The sequence below is a fragment of the Streptomyces sp. JLBT605 genome, assembly GCF_058215555.1.
Map to the genome: position 1 here is coordinate 4,919,163 of NZ_CM177087.1, position 14,422 is coordinate 4,933,584.

16 protein-coding genes and 1 tRNA gene are annotated in these 14,422 nt (G+C 67.8%); 8 read left to right on the forward strand and 9 right to left on the reverse strand.

The features are described from left to right. Window positions 1-7: 7 nt before the first annotated feature. Entirely contained in the window at window positions 8-697 is a 690-nt protein-coding gene (locus AC4BDD_RS21410) for an O-methyltransferase (RefSeq protein WP_490687071.1), read from the forward strand. Here AC4BDD_RS21410 and AC4BDD_RS21415 read toward each other — a convergent pair. From AC4BDD_RS21415 to AC4BDD_RS21425, 3 genes are all read right to left on the reverse strand, one after another. Beyond that, window positions 645-1,514, reverse strand: a complete 870-nt coding sequence (locus AC4BDD_RS21415) for a DUF4383 domain-containing protein (protein ID WP_490687072.1) — start codon at window positions 1,512-1,514, stop codon at window positions 645-647. The genes AC4BDD_RS21410 and AC4BDD_RS21415 overlap by 53 nt on opposite strands. A 232-nt stretch (window positions 1,515-1,746) precedes the next feature. Next, window positions 1,747-1,965 (reverse strand): FmdB family zinc ribbon protein, encoded by a 219-nt coding sequence (locus AC4BDD_RS21420; protein WP_490687073.1) that lies wholly within the window; start codon window positions 1,963-1,965, stop codon window positions 1,747-1,749. Window positions 1,966-2,098: 133 nt separating this feature from the next. Beyond that, window positions 2,099-3,439, reverse strand: coding sequence for a hypothetical protein (locus AC4BDD_RS21425; RefSeq protein WP_490687074.1), 1,341 nt, complete (start codon window positions 3,437-3,439; stop codon window positions 2,099-2,101). A 327-nt stretch (window positions 3,440-3,766) separates the two neighbouring features. Here AC4BDD_RS21425 and AC4BDD_RS21430 point away from each other — a divergent pair. Then, window positions 3,767-3,841: transfer RNA gene (locus AC4BDD_RS21430), tRNA-Val, on the forward strand. A gap of 357 nt (window positions 3,842-4,198) precedes the next feature. Here the strand turns inward: AC4BDD_RS21430 and AC4BDD_RS21435 are convergent. Then, complete coding sequence (locus AC4BDD_RS21435; RefSeq protein WP_490687075.1) at window positions 4,199-4,987, reverse strand: GntR family transcriptional regulator; 789 nt, start codon at window positions 4,985-4,987, stop codon at window positions 4,199-4,201. A 109-nt stretch (window positions 4,988-5,096) separates the two neighbouring features. On the opposite strand from AC4BDD_RS21435, the gene AC4BDD_RS21440 reads away from it, so the two are divergent. From AC4BDD_RS21440 to AC4BDD_RS21460, 5 genes are all read left to right on the forward strand, one after another. Next, entirely contained in the window at window positions 5,097-5,504 is a 408-nt protein-coding gene (locus AC4BDD_RS21440) for an NUDIX hydrolase (protein ID WP_490691875.1), read from the forward strand. Between the two features lie 58 nt (window positions 5,505-5,562). After that, entirely contained in the window at window positions 5,563-5,961 is a 399-nt protein-coding gene (locus tag AC4BDD_RS21445; protein WP_490687076.1) for an ATP-binding protein, read from the forward strand. Beyond that, window positions 5,955-6,374: a hypothetical protein gene (locus AC4BDD_RS21450; protein WP_490687077.1), complete on the forward strand. Its 420-nt coding sequence runs from the start codon at window positions 5,955-5,957 to the stop codon at window positions 6,372-6,374. Before AC4BDD_RS21445 ends, AC4BDD_RS21450 begins: the two co-directional genes overlap by 7 nt. Before the next feature lie 414 nt (window positions 6,375-6,788). Then, window positions 6,789-7,154 (forward strand): hypothetical protein, encoded by a 366-nt coding sequence (locus tag AC4BDD_RS21455; protein WP_490687078.1) that lies wholly within the window; start codon window positions 6,789-6,791, stop codon window positions 7,152-7,154. A 32-nt stretch (window positions 7,155-7,186) separates the two neighbouring features. Continuing rightward, window positions 7,187-7,381, forward strand: a complete 195-nt coding sequence (locus tag AC4BDD_RS21460; RefSeq protein ID WP_490687079.1) for a hypothetical protein — start codon at window positions 7,187-7,189, stop codon at window positions 7,379-7,381. Between the two features lie 230 nt (window positions 7,382-7,611). Here AC4BDD_RS21460 and AC4BDD_RS21465 read toward each other — a convergent pair whose 3' ends face one another. Next, on the reverse strand, window positions 7,612-8,352 hold the full coding sequence (locus AC4BDD_RS21465) for a hypothetical protein (RefSeq protein ID WP_490687080.1): 741 nt from the start codon (window positions 8,350-8,352) through the stop codon (window positions 7,612-7,614). 294 nt (window positions 8,353-8,646) lie between these two features. Between AC4BDD_RS21465 and AC4BDD_RS21470 the strand changes: the two genes are divergently transcribed. Beyond that, complete coding sequence (locus AC4BDD_RS21470) at window positions 8,647-8,844, forward strand: hypothetical protein (protein WP_490687081.1); 198 nt, start codon at window positions 8,647-8,649, stop codon at window positions 8,842-8,844. A 433-nt stretch (window positions 8,845-9,277) separates the two neighbouring features. On the opposite strand, the gene AC4BDD_RS21475 is transcribed toward AC4BDD_RS21470, so the two are convergent. From AC4BDD_RS21475 to AC4BDD_RS21490, 4 genes are all read right to left on the reverse strand, one after another. Continuing rightward, window positions 9,278-9,601 carry a hypothetical protein gene (locus tag AC4BDD_RS21475; protein ID WP_490687082.1) on the reverse strand — a complete coding sequence of 108 codons (324 nt, stop codon included), beginning with the start codon at window positions 9,599-9,601 and terminating at the stop codon, window positions 9,278-9,280. Then, window positions 9,598-10,818 carry a Shedu anti-phage system protein SduA domain-containing protein gene (locus AC4BDD_RS21480; protein WP_490687083.1) on the reverse strand — a complete coding sequence of 407 codons (1,221 nt, stop codon included), beginning with the start codon at window positions 10,816-10,818 and terminating at the stop codon, window positions 9,598-9,600. Before AC4BDD_RS21480 ends, AC4BDD_RS21475 begins: the two co-directional genes overlap by 4 nt. A gap of 202 nt (window positions 10,819-11,020) precedes the next feature. Then, on the reverse strand, window positions 11,021-13,666 hold the full coding sequence (locus AC4BDD_RS21485; RefSeq protein WP_490687084.1) for a glycosyl hydrolase family 28-related protein: 2,646 nt from the start codon (window positions 13,664-13,666) through the stop codon (window positions 11,021-11,023). Between the two features lie 120 nt (window positions 13,667-13,786). Beyond that, window positions 13,787-14,188 carry a DUF4234 domain-containing protein gene (locus AC4BDD_RS21490; protein WP_490687085.1) on the reverse strand — a complete coding sequence of 134 codons (402 nt, stop codon included), beginning with the start codon at window positions 14,186-14,188 and terminating at the stop codon, window positions 13,787-13,789. Window positions 14,189-14,422 lie beyond the last annotated feature (234 nt).

Sequence of the window (14,422 nt, forward strand, 5' to 3'; positions counted from 1 at the left end):
GGCACGCGTGGCAGCGATCAAAAGCACACCGGTGACGGACGAGCTGTACGACTACCTGCTGGCGCACAACCCACCGCTCGACCCGGTGCAGCGCGAAATCGTCGACACCACCCGCGCCGAGCTGCCGGAGGTCGCCAGGAAGCTGTCCGCGGAGGAACAGGGTCCGCTGCTCGCCTTCCTGGCCCGGCTCATCGGCGCCCGGCACATCGTCGAGGTCGGCACCTTCACCGGCTTCTCCGCCCTGTCCATGGCCCAGGCACTGCCCGCCGACGGCAAGCTGATCGCCTGCGACATCTCGGAGGAGTGGACCGCGTACGCCCGCGAGGCATGGGCCAAGGCCGGTGTCGCCGACCGCATCGACCTGCGCATCGCCCCCGCGCTGGACACCCTCCGCGCCCTGCCCGCCGAGCCCCACATCGACCTGGTCTACCTCGACGCGGACAAGGAGAACTACGTCCCCTACTGGGACGAGCTGGTGCCGCGCATGCGCCCCGGCGGACTCATCGTCGCCGACAACGTCTTCCTCGGCGGCAAGGTCACCGACCCGGAGGCGACGGGCGCGGCGGCCGGCATCCGGGCCTTCAACGAACGAGTGGCCGCCGACCCCCGCACCGAGGCCGTCATGCTCACCGTCGCGGACGGCCTCACCCTGGCCCGCCGCCGGACCGACGCCGAGACCGCCACCGCCCCCGCCTGAGCAACCGCCTCGGGCCGACCGCACCGCCGACAGCGGGTGACGGGTGACCGGGGCCGGGCCCACTCTCCGGGCGGCTCTCCGGGTGACCGGGGGCGGGCCCAAGCTCCGGGTGGCCGCCGGGGAGGACCCGCCCGCCGTCCGGGCGGCCGCCGGGAGAGAGTCCAGCGGGGAAGAGCCCACCGGTGGGGCTGTAGCACTGCCGCGCGATCTCCTCCGGCGACGCCCCCTCGTTGAGCGCCTTGCGCAGGGCCTCGGCCCGGGCGTGCGCATGGGTGCGCGCCTCGCGCGCGGCCTCCTCCGGATGGCGAGCACGCCAGTACGGATTGTCGTGACCGAGCGTCGCGCTCACCCGCCCCCACATCCCGAAGATCATCAGCACGATCCCGAAGACAAAGCTGAACAGGACGTTCTGGATCCCGAACGCCAGAAAGTTGAAGTTGGTCGGCAGCAGCGCCAGATTGACGAACCCGCTCAGCAGGAAGGCGATCGCCAGCACGGTGTTGAGCGTGGACGCGAAATTCCCGCCGATCACCATGCCGACGAACAGCAGCAGACCCACCACGATGGACAGCACGCTCAACGCGCCGTTGGTGTTCAACCCGGCGACCGTGTCCCCGTGGGTGTCGAAGAAGCCGACCTTGTCGATCAGCCCGAAGACACCGAACGCCAGCAGCACCAGACCCATCAGCCCGGCGCCGACGCGGTAGATCCGGCTCAGCCGGTGATCGAGCGGCAGATGCTCATCGAACGAGATCCGCCTCGGCTTCGCGGCCCGCGGCCTGGGCCCGCCGCGGAGACTGTGGCTGCCGGTGGCCATGTCCGGCCTCCCTCACGATCGCGGCCTGCGGCGACGTACGACCCGAGCCGCGTCGTACGTCTTCCTCCAGCATCCACGCGCCCCGCCGCCCCCTCAACCGCAGCTCTCACCGCCGAGCCCGCCGAGAGCCGCCTGGCCCCAGCTGTCGGCGCCCGTCCCGAGCTGCTCGCGGGGGCCACTGGCCGTGTGCAGGTCCTGGCCGACGACCGGGCGCCGTCCGCGTTGCCCGCGATCAGCCGCAGCAGCCCCCACCGCAGCAACCGCCGCCACCACCCGCACCGCCGCCGCCCCGAGGAGCGGTGGCCGTGCCGCCCACGGCCACGGCGGAGAGCAGCTTGACCGTGTCGTCGTGCCCGTCGGGGCAGGGCGCGGGGTCCGAGGACTGGGCCATCGGCCGGTTCAGCTCAAAGGTCGTCCCGCAGGCGCGGCACCGGTACTCGTAACGAGGCATGCGACGCAGCATAACGAGCCCCGCCGCAGGTCAACAGGGACCACAGCAGCCCGCGAGCGGGGGCGGGGGCGGGAGCGGGGGCGGGAGCAAGACCGAGCGGACAGCGGACGGACCGGGGCGGAGATGGACAGATTCAGCGAGGGGTCGGCCCGCCCCGCTCCTCCCGGATCGCCTGCACCACCCGCGCCACCGCGCCCCGCACGGCCTCCATCTCCGACAGGAAGTGCCACCAGTCCGGATGGCGGCCGACCTCCAGCTCCGCCACCGCCCGGTCCACCCGCGCCACCGCGTCGTCCAGCGGACGCGCGTGCCGCGGATCCGGCGTACTGCGTCCGGCCATCGCCAGCCGCTGTGCGTCGCGGATCGCGAATCGCGTGCGCTCGATCTCCCGCTTGGGGTCGAAGGACACCTCATCGAGCCGCCGCAGCCGGTCACCGGCCGCCGAGACCGCCTCGTCCGTCGTGTTCAGCAGCGCCCGGACCGTCGCCAGCAGCGCCGTGGCGTCCGCCCACCGCTGCTCATGGCGGGCCGCCTGCGCGTCCTTCAGCTTCTGCTCGGCGAGCGCCACGTCCCGCTCCGCCTGCTCCGGTACCGGCTGCAGGTCCTGCCAGCAGGCCGCGCTGTACCGGCGCCGCAGCTCGCTGAGCACCGGCTGCACCCCGGCCGCCCGGGTGGTGATCGCCTCCGCGCGCGTCCGCAGCGACACCAGCCGCCGGTCCGTCTCCGCCGCGCGCTCCGGCAGCCGCTCGGCCTCCAGCCGTACGGCCTCCGCCTTGCGCAGCACATCGTCCGCGCGCCGGATCGTCTCCTGTACCCCGTGCTGGGCCGCCCCCTGATTGAGCTTGGTCAGCTCGGGGGCCAGCGCCGCCAGCCGGGCCGCCAGATCGTCCGCCCTCAGCCCGGAGGCCCGGACCGCGTCCAGCGCGTTGCTCGCCCCGAGCAACGCCTGCCGGGCCCGCTCCACGGCGGGCGCCAGCCGGGCCAGCCGGCTCTCGGCCTGCTGCAACAGCGGGCCCAGCCCCTGCCCGAACCGGTCCAGCTCCGCCTTGGTGGCCTGCAACGCCTCCCGGGCCCTGATCAACTCGGCCCGGGCCCGTGCGGCGGTGCCCGCGTCCAGCCCGTCCCGGTCGAGGTCATGGGCGTCCACAGCGGTGATGTAGGCGTGGCTCACCTCATCGATCCGCCGCCCCAGCGCCTCGAAGTCCGCCACGGCCCTCCGCCCGGCGGGCGAGTCGTCCACCGCGATGATCGTCTCGATGGAGATCCGCAGGTCCCGCTGCGCCGTGTCGAGCTCGTAGAAAGCGGCCGCCGCGGCATCCTTCGCCGCCTGCGCCTCGGCCCGCTGACCCTCCCCACGCCCGAACCACCGACGCGTCCCGCCCCCGGACAGCGCCCCCGGCACCGCGGCCACCGCCACCGCCACCAACGGCAACGGAAGCAGCACCAGCCCCGCGACCTCTCGCAGCCCCCGCACTCCTCGAGCGAAATGCGACACCGAGACCTGCCCGGCACCGTCACGCTCCCCGACCCCACCGCCCGGGCGGCGACGCGAACGGAGCCGACCCTGCTGCAACCGCGCGAGTGTCCCCGTCACATCCCTCTCCCGATCGATCGCCCAGGCCCGGCTGTCTCATTCTCCCACCGCCCCCCACCCCCCGGCCGAGCCCCAGACCCCTACGCTCGCCCCACCCTCACCCTCACCCTCACCCTCACCCCCACCCCCGCCGCACGCCCCGATCCGCCGCCCACACACGGTTTGCGACCCCCTGCCCCAGGCAATGTAGGCTGTCACCTCATCCCAGGGCGCATAGCTCAGCGGTAGAGCGCTGCTCTTACAAAGCAGATGTCGGCGGTTCAAATCCGTCTGTGCCCACCAGGCCTGACCAGCAACAGAGCCCCGCACCGATCTTGGTGCGGGGCTCTTGCCTGCCGTCCGGGAGCCAAACGGGAGATCAACTTCTCCGCAAGGCTCATGCAGCCACTCGGCGGGTCTGGTGCCGCGCCCCTCGCCGCTCCGGTGCCAGCCGGTGACCTGAGAACCAGGCCCTCCCGCATCCCGCACGGTGACCCGGATCAGGGAGGACTCCCTGCCTGCGGTGGCGCCAGTCTCCATTTTTCTAATTGAGCCTCCTTCGAGAGGCATCGAAGTTCGCTGCGCCACATCGCTTGCCAACGCCCCTATCGAGCTATGGCTGTTGCGCGTGCGAGCAGGAGAAGCCCCAGATGTCGGGTGTCAGTTGGCGGGCAGCCGGTAGGCGAGGACGTATGCGTCAGCGGCCATCACGGTGTCGCAGACCTCGACCGCGCGCCCCTCGACGTCGTATGCCGTGCGCACCAGGTGAATCACCGGGACGCCGGAGGCCAGCCGCAGCATCCGCACCTCGGCGGGGGAGGGCATCCGGGCCTTGATCTCCTCATCGAAGTGGTCCAAGCGGTGCCCCAGCTCTTCCAGTCGGGCATAGATGCCGCCGGGGCCCGGGTTGGGTTCGGCGATCGGAGTACCCCGCGCGATGTCCAGCGGCAGATAGGAGGTCGCGAACTCCACCGGTCGCCCGTCCAGCAGATACCGCCTTCGGCGGGCCAGTACCTTACGAGACGAGCCCAGCCGAGCGGCGATGTCCTGGGAGGGCCGATCCTCCTTCACCTCCAGGCTGTCCACCTCGGGGCGGCTCCCCGCCACTTCCGCCTCCATGGTGAACGCCGACTTCCCCTCATCGCGATGCCTCCGGGCGAACCGGTCCGAGGCCAGACGCCGCACCGGCGGCCGGGGCCGGACGAAGACCCCCTTGCCGTGCTCGGAGACGGCCAGCCCTTCCTGCTGCAGCAGGGAGAGCGCGTTGCGAACAGTCATCCGGGAGACGCCGAAGTGCTCCACCAGCTCGGTCTCGGAGGGCAGCTTGTCGCCCTCCCGGAAGCGTCCCTTGTCGATCGCTTCCCGGAGCTGGTCGGCGATCTGCCGGAACACCGCACGGTCGCTGGTCGGGTCCAGCGAGCCCAGGAGACCCGAGACGAGAGGAGGCATGCACGTACTCCTTTAGATATCTAGACGAGCTGCCGACCCGCGTTGCTACGGTGGAGAGCCTAGCCAGCTGGGAGGGCAGAGGAACGTGAGTACTGAGCGCCCGCACTCCGTGAGCGTCGCCGGGGTCATCGTCGACGACGCGGACCGTGCTCTGCTGATCAAGCGGCGGGACAACGGTAAGTGGGAACCGCCGGGCGGCGTGCTGGAACGCGAGGAAACCGTCTACGAGGCCCTCCAGCGCGAAGTACTCGAAGAGACCGGCATCAAGATCGCGCTTCCCGCGACCCTCACCGGCGTCTACAAGAACATGACCGGCCTGATCGTCTCGATGGTCTTCCGCTGCGAGGCGATCGACGGCACCCCGACCACCGGAGCGGAGACCCGCGAACTGCGTTGGGTCATCCGCGACGAGGTCGCTGAGCTTGCCGACGAGGCGTACGCGATCCGCGTCCAGGACGCACTCGACAACGCATCCCCGCCGGCCGTCCGCGCCCACGACGGCGTGCGACTCGTCTAGCACAAAACCACTGTCCACGGCCGCCTACCAGCACGGAGGAACTTGTATGCACGAGTATATGAGTAGCCCGCGAGTCTGGGGCCTGATGTGCCCAGGTTCTTTGGAAGAGGTCGCCAGAGCCCGCCACTGGACCCGCGACATCCTCAGCGGCCACCCCTGCGCGGACGACGCCGAGCTGGGCGCCAGCGCCCTCGTCCACACGGCGAGCGGCGGAGACGCCGGCACCTTCCACGTCACGTTGTCCCTGTCTCCGCAGCGGGTCGCGGTCTCCGTCACCGACTCCGGCGGCCATCCCGACGAGCCCAAGGCCACCGAGGCCGACCAGGACGACACCCACGGCCGCGGACTCAGCATCGTCATGACCATCGCGTGCCGCCTCAACATCACCGGCAACCAGCACGGCCGGACCGTCACGGCCGAACTCCACTCCCCTACGCCAGGAGCCGCAGCATGCTGAAGCCCCACCTGCGTCTGCGCCGCGGCTACTGGAGCGAATGCTGGACGCTCTCACCGTCCACAGGACTGCACCCCGTACTGCTCGCCTCGATCGAGCACGACAGCCCCAGCCAGGCAACCCGATGGGTCCGCGTCACGATCCGGACCATCGCGTCGGCACTCGACCGGGGACCGGCCCACGAGGCGTGGGACTGGGTCAGGCACGGCTACAAGGAGGCCGAGAACGCCCTGACCAACGGTGAAGCTGCCACGTTCGCCGTCACCCAGCAGGACACCCGTCTCGAATGGATCATCCGGCCGGTGATCTTCTTACCTCTCGCCCACCGCGAAGCCGTGGTCCTGCCTGAGTGCGCGTACCAGTTCGCGTGCCCCACCACGCACAAGATGGGGCGGAACCAGCCCCACGACGGTTGAGTTACAACCTTCTCTAGTAGGTTCAAGGCGGCTCGCAAGCTCGCCGCGCGCGACCCGGCTCCCCGGGCCGCCGCTCCTGTCTCCGCCCCGCTCCGGCCCGGTCCGCCCAGCCGCGCGGCATCAGCGAGCACCTTGGCTGAGGAAGGGGCGCCGTCGCGGCTGGGGGTCGGCTCCACGGCTTTACCCACCTCCCCGATTCGGGTCCCGCGTCGGGCAAGGCCAGGGGGCCACTCGTGCTAATTGCGGGCAGGGGCAAGCCTGCCCGAGTTGCCTGGCCAGCGTACGGCCCCCTGACCATGCCCGACCCCAAACCGGGCAGGACACCGGCCAAACCCGCTCCGCCGACTCGGGCAACGCCCCAGGCGGTTTTTTCACGTGTATGGACGATTCATCCATCTGGTGTACTCTTACAGCATGATGAACACTCCATTTTCTGACATGGTCCGCCACCTGAACCAGGTCAAGGGCCTCCGCTACATAGACATGCAGATGAAGTGCAATGAGGCTCGATCATCCGCATGGTGGAACAACGTCGCGAATCGCAATCGAGTCGCGCCACCACCACCTGAAACGATCAACGACATCGCCAAGATGATGGCCCTATCCTCCGAGCGGGTGGCCAGCATGATCGCCGAAGAATGGTATGGCGTGGAAGCCCCACGCTCACTATCTCCGCGAATGCAGCGACTGGAGCCCCTCGTCGAGGAGCTGAGCGAGAAAGACGCCGAGCTGATCGAGTCCCTGGCGAAGCGACTCCGTGGGCTTGAGGCTCAGAGCTGAGCACCTACATCCGGAAGCCGGGGGTCACGCCCATGACTGAGCAAGAACAGAAGACGCATTCGACGGAAGCGCCGCCGTGGGTGAGTGGATTGGCCTACGTAACTGCCCTCGTGGGTGGCGTTGTTCTGATTTGCGCCGGGCAGGCTACGGCGGCCGAAGCGTCCGGCTACATCGCCCCCTTCTTGGTGATCTACGAACGCATGATCTCCCACCAGGCGAGCGGCTAGCAGTACGCGCCTCGGCGAACCGATCTGAGGAAGTTGACTATCTATGGACAACGGGTTCATCAACAGGCCCACATAGGCGCGTGACTGACAGGAACGCCAGACACTGGAGCGGCCTCCAGGGCCATGTAGCGCAAGAACCCCGCCAGGGGCACTTCGTTGATCAGCTCGATCACGTGGTTGGCCAGCGCAGATGTCCCACAGGAAGAGAGGGACTCGATCTCACTCCAACCCTAGGGCTGTTCCTTCAAGCGCTCCATCTCGACCCAGTACGTGTTCCGCAACCTTTGGTAGTCGTAGAAGCTGCCGAGCGGTTCTCGCCCCACCTTCAGCAAGCTGTGCTTTGCTAGCTCTTTGGTGGCTTTCGTCCACGTGTCAGGGGACAAGCCGTAGCAGTGGCGCTTCTCCGCGGTGACGTAGCGAGGCTTGCGCCTGCCGCCCAGCTCATTCCGAAGAACCAGGAGCAGTGCTGTCGCCGTTGGCGACAGCTCCAAGATCCAGCCTTGAGTCCAAAACTCGATTGGCACCCCGATGTACGGCCCCTGCTCTGCTGGCCGGACATACGCGCCACCATCCCCGGCAGGATTGAGTAGCGTAATCGAGGACGGGGCGCCCCAGCGCGGCTCCAACTTGATGAAGGAATTGTCGGCAAGCCACTTCAGATTGCGCGACACGCGACGCTTTCCAGCCTCCGGCTCGATGGCCAGCATCCGTGCCCAAGACCGCGGAGCCGGTGGAGACTTCAGGTCGTAGGGCTTGCTCGTCGCCATCATGGTGACGCACATGTACAGAGCAAGGCGAACGGCACCCCCCCGCCCACCTTGGATCATTCGAGCGAGCGGTGGCGGAACGTCTTGCTCGGGTTTCGCAATGACGAAATCCTTCGGGAAGGGCACGTTCCCCGTCCGCTTCGACTTAGCCGCCGCCCCTTGCAACAGCGTTAGCGCTTTTGAGCGCAGATCATGCATTTCCATGATCTTTTGCCTTCCTGCAGGAGAAACCGGAGTGTGGGGGTATTGAAGTCAGGGGGTCATGGTTGTTCTTCCTTTGTAGATCCCGCCACAAGAAGAAAAGTGCGACAGTCTAACGCTCATCTTGCCAGAGCAGAAGGGTATTAATAGGCAGGCGCTAAGATGAGCCTTCTCCTGCACAATGGCATGACGTGCCATTTGACCTGGAAGTTTTCGCAATGCGAGAGTCCTGAGGAACAGAACGCTGACCGGCAAGGCGTCGCGTCGGTCGCCCTTCCAAGAGAGGACTGAAGCCGTATGGAGAACAATGACACTTCACTCCGTGGCCTGTGGGCAGCGATCATCATGATCGGCGCTCTGGCGATCGCCATCGCCACCACTGGTCTCTTTTGGACCACTGGTACACAGCTATCAGGGGCGCTCGGAGCTGGCGGGGCGGCGTTCCTCGGCGCCGCCACACTCGGACTTTCGGTTCGGACATTCGTTACTCACTGAGCCGTTGCAGGCCCGGCTGTGTGGTGCGCGGCATGGCATCTAAGCCCCCGCCTACCTGACCCCAGCGCGATGGCTCGCTGGAGGCCGACGGCTTCGCTGACATCCACGCCTGACATCAACGAGGCCGGACGTCAGCGTCCCTGGGCGGTCGAGCGCGGAAGGTCCTGCCGTCCGAAGGCGCGGTCGGTACAGTCAGAGTTCGAACTTACAAAGCAGATGTCGGCGGTTCAATCCGTCTGTGCCCACCAGGCCTGACTAGTAGCGGAGCCCCCGTACCGATCTTGGTGCGGGGCTCTTGCCTGCCTACAGGAGTCAAACCAGAGATCAACTTCTCCGGAAGCTCAACGGCCACTCGGTGGGTCCGGCGCCGCGCACGCCGCCTCCACCTCCCCTGGACGAGGCCCTCCCTCACAGTCCGACTGGCAAGGGGGCCTCAGGTGCTTCCCGACCGCAGGTGACGGGAGGCAGCCAGGCAGGAGGACAACCAGGTCGCCTCCTCGCGATTGATGATCAGATCGTTCACAGTGTTCATCCCGTTCCACTCGCCGTCGACCCGTATTGAGTGGTCGCTGACGCGGAACATCTGCCAGTCCGCGTCGCTGTGCCACAGACGGGCGGTCTTCTCGCCCCGGTGTTGGGCAAAAACGAGTTCCTCGCCGTATTCGTTCTGGAAGTAGCCGACGTAGTCCTCAGCAGTGATCGCGCCACCGCATAGGCGAGCCAGGAGGGCTTCGATCTCTGAAGGGCTGTGATTCATGCGGTGGGCTCCTCGCTCGGGTCGGAGGCGTCGGAGTCCTGCCGTGTGGATGAGAGGGCCAGAATCCGCTCCGCCGACTCCACCAAAGTCTCGTAAGTGATCACTTCTATGCGTGACGCGTGAGCGTTGTAGGTCCGCAGCGTTTCCGCGACCTCTTGGGGGGTGACGCTGCCGCTCACATACCAGGCGTGTCCGATCACGACAGTGGCCGAAGCCCTGCGGGTGTCAACGCCGTGGTCCGCGAGAATCGCATGGCGGTTTTCGTCCATGATCCGGAGGTAATTCAGTGCTTGGGAGACCGCGTGATGTGCCGGGGCGCCCAGCATGAGGTGGCCGCTGCGTCGGATGACCAAATCTTCGATGTTGGCGCGCTTGAGTTCCACCACGTGCAGGCAGCCGTCACCGCGAAGCAGGGGGATGTCGAGGATGGAATCCGGGGTGAACTGACGGCGGGCCAGCTCGGCCACGTAGGCTCCTCCGAAAATCCATTCCTGGTTTTTCAGACAGGCATGAAGCGCGCTTTCGGAACTCTTCGGGTCCTCCACCGCAGCACGCAGGGCCGCGAGGCCAGCTCGTCTCGCTTTCATTTCAAGCAGTTGGGCCAGCAGTCCAGCGTCGACGTCCGCCAGGACGTCACTCATCATCCGGGCGGCCTCGGGGGAGGCTGGCTGAGGCAGGCTCCGGAGAACCGTCTGCATGTGCCCGTACTCTTGGAGACGTCTCACCTCCTTGGTGGATAACTGGACCCCACCCTCGCCGGGCCCGAGCCCCAAATGATTGGCGGACTGGGCGATGCCTCGGAAGAGGTCACGGGCGTCGGCGGCGGTCGCATGGGGCTGGTCTCGGCATAGGACATCCAGGGCAGCGACCGCTCGGTCGGCGCCCATGGCGACCATCCTCCGCATGAATTCCTCGCCGCGCTGCCGCGCCTCCTCGTCGTAGCGCATCTCCAGGGTGTCGAGGAACAGGTCGCCTCGGGCGTATCCGGCGAAGTGCTGGAAGCGGCGGGCGAGTGCTATGTCCTCATGCAGAAGGGCCTCTTGGGCCACATCCTCCAGAGCGTTGACCAGGCGCCTGCCCTTGCCGTACGTCCCGCCGTAGCCGCCCATGATCTGCAGTACCGCGTCGATGCGTTCCCGCACTCTCGCCTGCTCGGTGAGGCCCCGTGCCGTCTTGATCATGCGCCAGAGCACGAAACCGGATCGGTACGTCGTCATGCGGGGCACTGTAGGACTCGGCACTGACAACCACGTCTGGCGGAGGCATCTCCGGCTGACACCCACGGCTGACCGCAGCACCGCGGCAGCACGGACCCTGCCGCTCTGCGTATGTCCACGGCGGTCCCGGGCGATCTATCGGTCTTTGACGCCACACAACGAGATAGGACAAGGCCATGGCCCGGATGCCCCCGCCCGCTGGTCAGACCGCGATCGCGTGGCGGTACAGCAAGTAGCGGCTCACCAGGTCGATCTGCTCGTCGCTGAGGGCTGCGGCGCAGTGGACCAGGGTGGAGAAGAGGCCTCGGTAGACGTCAGAGCCCAGGATCGTGCCGAGGGTGGGGGCCGTCCACTGGGCGTCTCCGACGGTGTCCAGGCGCAGGGAGTCGGCGACGTGGCCGTTGGTCCAGCATCGCAGGGTCCGGCCGCCGGCGGTGCTGAAGCGGACTGCCTGCACCACCCAGTCGACGTCGGAGGTGTGCGGGCGGACGTCCGCGGTGGCGGCGGGGCTGTACTGCTGCCAGTACGCCCCCCACAGCCGCAGGGTGCCGGTCTCCACGAGCGGGGCGCCCTTGGTGACCAGGAAGATCGTGGCGGTGCCGTCGGTTCCGGTGTGGCTGGGGAACTTGTACCAGCCGCCGGTGAAGCGCAACGCGGCCAGGCCGTTGACCGCGCCGGGCTCGAACACCGCGGGTGATCGCGTGGCGATGCCGTGGTTGCCGCCCGGCCCGAGGTCGGTCAGCTGCAGGATCGGGGCGCCGTCGGGCGCGGGGCGCGGCTTGCCCTCCGCGTCCGGGACGGTCAGGCCCTCGGCCCGGTAGTAGCCGAGGAGGCCGGGCAGGGTGGGGATCGGGTCGGACAACACGGCGGGGACGGTCTGGGCGGGCGGCACCACGTCCTGGCCGATGCGCGCGGAGGCGCCGGGGTTGGCGGTGGTGACGACCAGCGGCGGCCGGGCCGGCGGCAGCCCGGTGTAGGTGCCGCTCCACAACGGTCCGTCGACCGCGACCACCGCCTGCATCGTCGGCGACAGGAAGTTGTTGAACGACCGCTCGATGGTGCACCATCCTGCGCGGCGCAAGGACGTGGCGATCCCGCCGTTGCGGTCGCTCGCCACGAGGCGGATGGCCACCGCGGTCGGGTCGCCGTTGACGCCCTGGCAGTCGCGGATCGCCAGTTGGGTCGGACCGCCGATGGCCTCGGCGATCGTCGCCCAGAAGTAGCTGTCCTGGACACCGGCATCCTCGAAGTCAAACTGGCAGTTGTCGAACTGGCCGATGGTCTCGTAAAGCCTGATGGCCGACACGCAGTTGCGGTGATCCCCGCAGAAGACATCCCGCAGGGCGACGCTGCAGCCGTGGGTCTTCACCGCCGATCGGCCGAACCCGCCGAAGCTCAGGCTGCTGCCATACAGCATCTGGCGCCAGCTGTAGATGGCCGCGTCGCTGTGGAACTGGAAGTCGCACCTGTGCAGATCGACCGGATAGCTGACGCCGAGGTTGTAGGAACCCAGCCCCTGCGCGCCGTACGTGAGGGTGACGTCGTCGAGGGCGAGGTGGTAGACCTGCCCCACGGCGATGCCCTGGCCGTACTGGTTGCCGAACCTGCGGCCGCAGGTGATCGTCAGGTTCGACAGGGTGCAACCGCCCAGCGTGTCTCCGTCGACCAGGCTGGACGAGACCATCGCGCCGAACCCGTTGCCGCCGTCCTTCGCGGCCCACGGCACCTGGAAGTCCGGCAGGCCGGCGCTGTTGAACCGGACGTCTTCGGTCATCGGCAACCGGGCGAACTCGCCGGCCGAAGCGTTCAGCCACATCGAGTCGGTGACGGTGGTTCCGGACGTCGTGTGCTGCGGCTGGCCCATGGCATCGGCGTACTGCAGGACGCCGGAGAGGCGTAGCGCGCCGAAGGTCAGGTCGATGTTCGGGTCGACCTGGGTATGCCCCACTCCCTTCACGCTGTACGAGAGCGGCGTCAGCGTGGCCAGGTTGAAGGGCGAGTACCAGTTCGGGACGAACGCGAGCGTGCTGCTCGGCCGCTGCGGGGTCGGCCAGCCGTCGTTGATACGGCTCAGGTCCGGGGTGACCTGGACGTGGTCGACCCAGGCTGCCACGGCGCCGGTGCCGAGATCGAACTGCAGGGAGCAGCGCAGCACGGCCTGGTCCGCCTGGATCGGCACCTTGATCTCCCGGCGCAGCCCGTCGTCGGTGCGGAACGAGAACTGCACGACCGCGCCGGTGGGATACATCCGCACCTGCGCGAACCACGGCGCGGGCTCACCCACGATGTCGACCAGACCGAACAGCTGTTGGAGGTCCTTCCACGGCCCGGCGTTGTTCCGCACCACGAAGTCGAGGGTGAGGTGCCGCACGCCTTGCCAGTAGTTCCCCGCGGAGGGACCGAACGCGAACGGTGAGGCGGGGAACGAGACGGTGCAGACCTCGTCGACCTTGGTGCGATACCCGAACCGGCCGACCCCGCCCGCGAACGCCGAGTCGTCGAGGATCCCGTGCAGATCCACCCAGTGCTCGCGGCTGAGCGGATGTGACTTGCTGCCGCGTCGCAGACCGAAGATGAACGCGGGGTAGTAGGACGTCGCCTCCACCACCGAGCGGTCGCGGGACTCGCCGACGATCCGGACGCGATCGTGGTCGACGATGACCGGACGGGACAGGGCGTAGAAGTTCTCCGCCGCCGGGATGTAGACGGTTCCGCCGCCGAGTTGCGGATGGGGGTCGAAGGCATCGACCGCCCGCTGGAACGCCCCCGAACAATCGGTCACGCCGTCCGGCACGGCCCCGAAGTCCTGCACATTTACCCGCACCGGATAAGCCTGCGCCTCCGCCATGTGATCCAGGTTACAGGGGTGATGGCCGTCCGTCCTGGCATTTCGGCCGAACTGTCCGCGGCTGGCCGACTTACCGACTGGCCGACCGCTTTTGGCGCGCGTGGGACGGCTGGTAGGTGCTCAGGCCGTCAGGGTCACGTGTTCGCCTTCTGGCGGGTTGCCGTACCTGGTCCAAATCCGGTTCATTTCCTGCTGGTAGTAGAGCGGGTGCAGGTTGAATATGAAGGTGAGAATGATTCCGATCCACGGGTTGCAGGTGGACTGCATTCCAGCGGAACGCTGCATTCGCGCTATGCGCTCGCCCGTGTTGTAGATCGATATGAAGGGGGGAAGGATGATCAACCAGCCCAGGGTGATGGCCAGAACGGCGATCCCCGGCCGGACCTCGATGCGGTCGTCGAAATCCCGAGCCTCGCGGTTCACCTTGAAGTACCAGACCAGGTGATAGATGCCCAGCGTGATCAACGGCCAGATCAGCCATACAAGAAAGATGTTGCGAGTTTTTCCTATGCGGCCGGTCATGAGTTCCTCCGCCGCTGCCTTGAATTCGGTGCTCTCCGGGTGCGTTGTGTCCAGTGCACCATGGCCGACCCGGGCGCGCGCGTCAGCCAGGGGTCAGGAGGCGGGCATCGGCGGGAGTGGCGAGTCCCCGTCGCGGAAGACTGATCAAACCGGTCGCGGGGATGCTCCGCGGTCAGCGCAGGCGGACGGGGCTTGGTGCGCCTACGGTGGGGTGAGGGGGAAGGTCGAGTGGAT

Coding starts and splice junctions, on each gene's coding strand:
- AC4BDD_RS21415 (WP_490687072.1), bottom strand. CDS start 1,514: ATGGCCACCGGCAGCCACAGTCTCCGCGGCGGGCCCAGGCCGCGGGCC.
- AC4BDD_RS21420 (WP_490687073.1), bottom strand. CDS start 1,965: ATGCCTCGTTACGAGTACCGGTGCCGCGCCTGCGGGACGACCTTTGAG.
- AC4BDD_RS21435 (WP_490687075.1), bottom strand. CDS start 4,987: ATGCCTCCTCTCGTCTCGGGTCTCCTGGGCTCGCTGGACCCGACCAGC.
- AC4BDD_RS21445 (WP_490687076.1), top strand. CDS start 5,563: ATGAGTAGCCCGCGAGTCTGGGGCCTGATGTGCCCAGGTTCTTTGGAA.
- AC4BDD_RS21450 (WP_490687077.1), top strand. CDS start 5,955: ATGCTGAAGCCCCACCTGCGTCTGCGCCGCGGCTACTGGAGCGAATGC.
- AC4BDD_RS21455 (WP_490687078.1), top strand. CDS start 6,789: ATGATGAACACTCCATTTTCTGACATGGTCCGCCACCTGAACCAGGTC.
- AC4BDD_RS21460 (WP_490687079.1), top strand. CDS start 7,187: ATGACTGAGCAAGAACAGAAGACGCATTCGACGGAAGCGCCGCCGTGG.
- AC4BDD_RS21465 (WP_490687080.1), bottom strand. CDS start 8,352: ATGGAAATGCATGATCTGCGCTCAAAAGCGCTAACGCTGTTGCAAGGG.
- AC4BDD_RS21470 (WP_490687081.1), top strand. CDS start 8,647: ATGGAGAACAATGACACTTCACTCCGTGGCCTGTGGGCAGCGATCATC.
- AC4BDD_RS21475 (WP_490687082.1), bottom strand. CDS start 9,601: ATGAATCACAGCCCTTCAGAGATCGAAGCCCTCCTGGCTCGCCTATGC.
- AC4BDD_RS21480 (WP_490687083.1), bottom strand. CDS start 10,818: ATGACGACGTACCGATCCGGTTTCGTGCTCTGGCGCATGATCAAGACG.
- AC4BDD_RS21485 (WP_490687084.1), bottom strand. CDS start 13,666: ATGGCGGAGGCGCAGGCTTATCCGGTGCGGGTAAATGTGCAGGACTTC.
- AC4BDD_RS21490 (WP_490687085.1), bottom strand. CDS start 14,188: ATGACCGGCCGCATAGGAAAAACTCGCAACATCTTTCTTGTATGGCTG.